Here is a 344-nt window from a genome sequence, read left to right on the forward strand (position 1 = left end):
GGTCTTCGCCGCGGCGGTCGTTGCCGTCTACGGATTGTTCCAGCTCGGCAAGCTGCCGATGGACGCGGTGCCCGACATCACCACCCGGCAGGTGCAGATCAACACCATCGCACCCGCGCTGGCCCCGGGCCAGATCGAGCGCCAGGTCACCTATCCGCTCGAAACCGCGCTTGCGGGCATCCCGGGGCTGACCAGCACGCGCTCGCTCTCGCGCAACGGGTTCTCGCAGGTCACGGCGATCTTCACCGACCAGACCGATGTCTACTTCGCACGCCAGCAGGTGGCCGAGCGCATGCGCGGGGTGCAGGAGGACCTGCCCGAGGGCGTGACGCCGATGATGTCAC

At 68.3% G+C, this 344-nt stretch carries 1 protein-coding gene; it reads left to right on the forward strand.

Going from position 1 to position 344, the window contains the following annotated elements:
• Window positions 1–344, forward strand: a 344-nt coding sequence (locus FLQ44_RS18165) for an efflux RND transporter permease subunit (protein ID WP_147695490.1), incomplete at both ends; no start/stop codon positions are given.

Origin of the sequence: Vogesella mureinivorans (genome assembly GCF_007644035.1) — a bacterium.
Taxonomy (GTDB): domain Bacteria; phylum Pseudomonadota; class Gammaproteobacteria; order Burkholderiales; family Chromobacteriaceae; genus Vogesella; species Vogesella mureinivorans.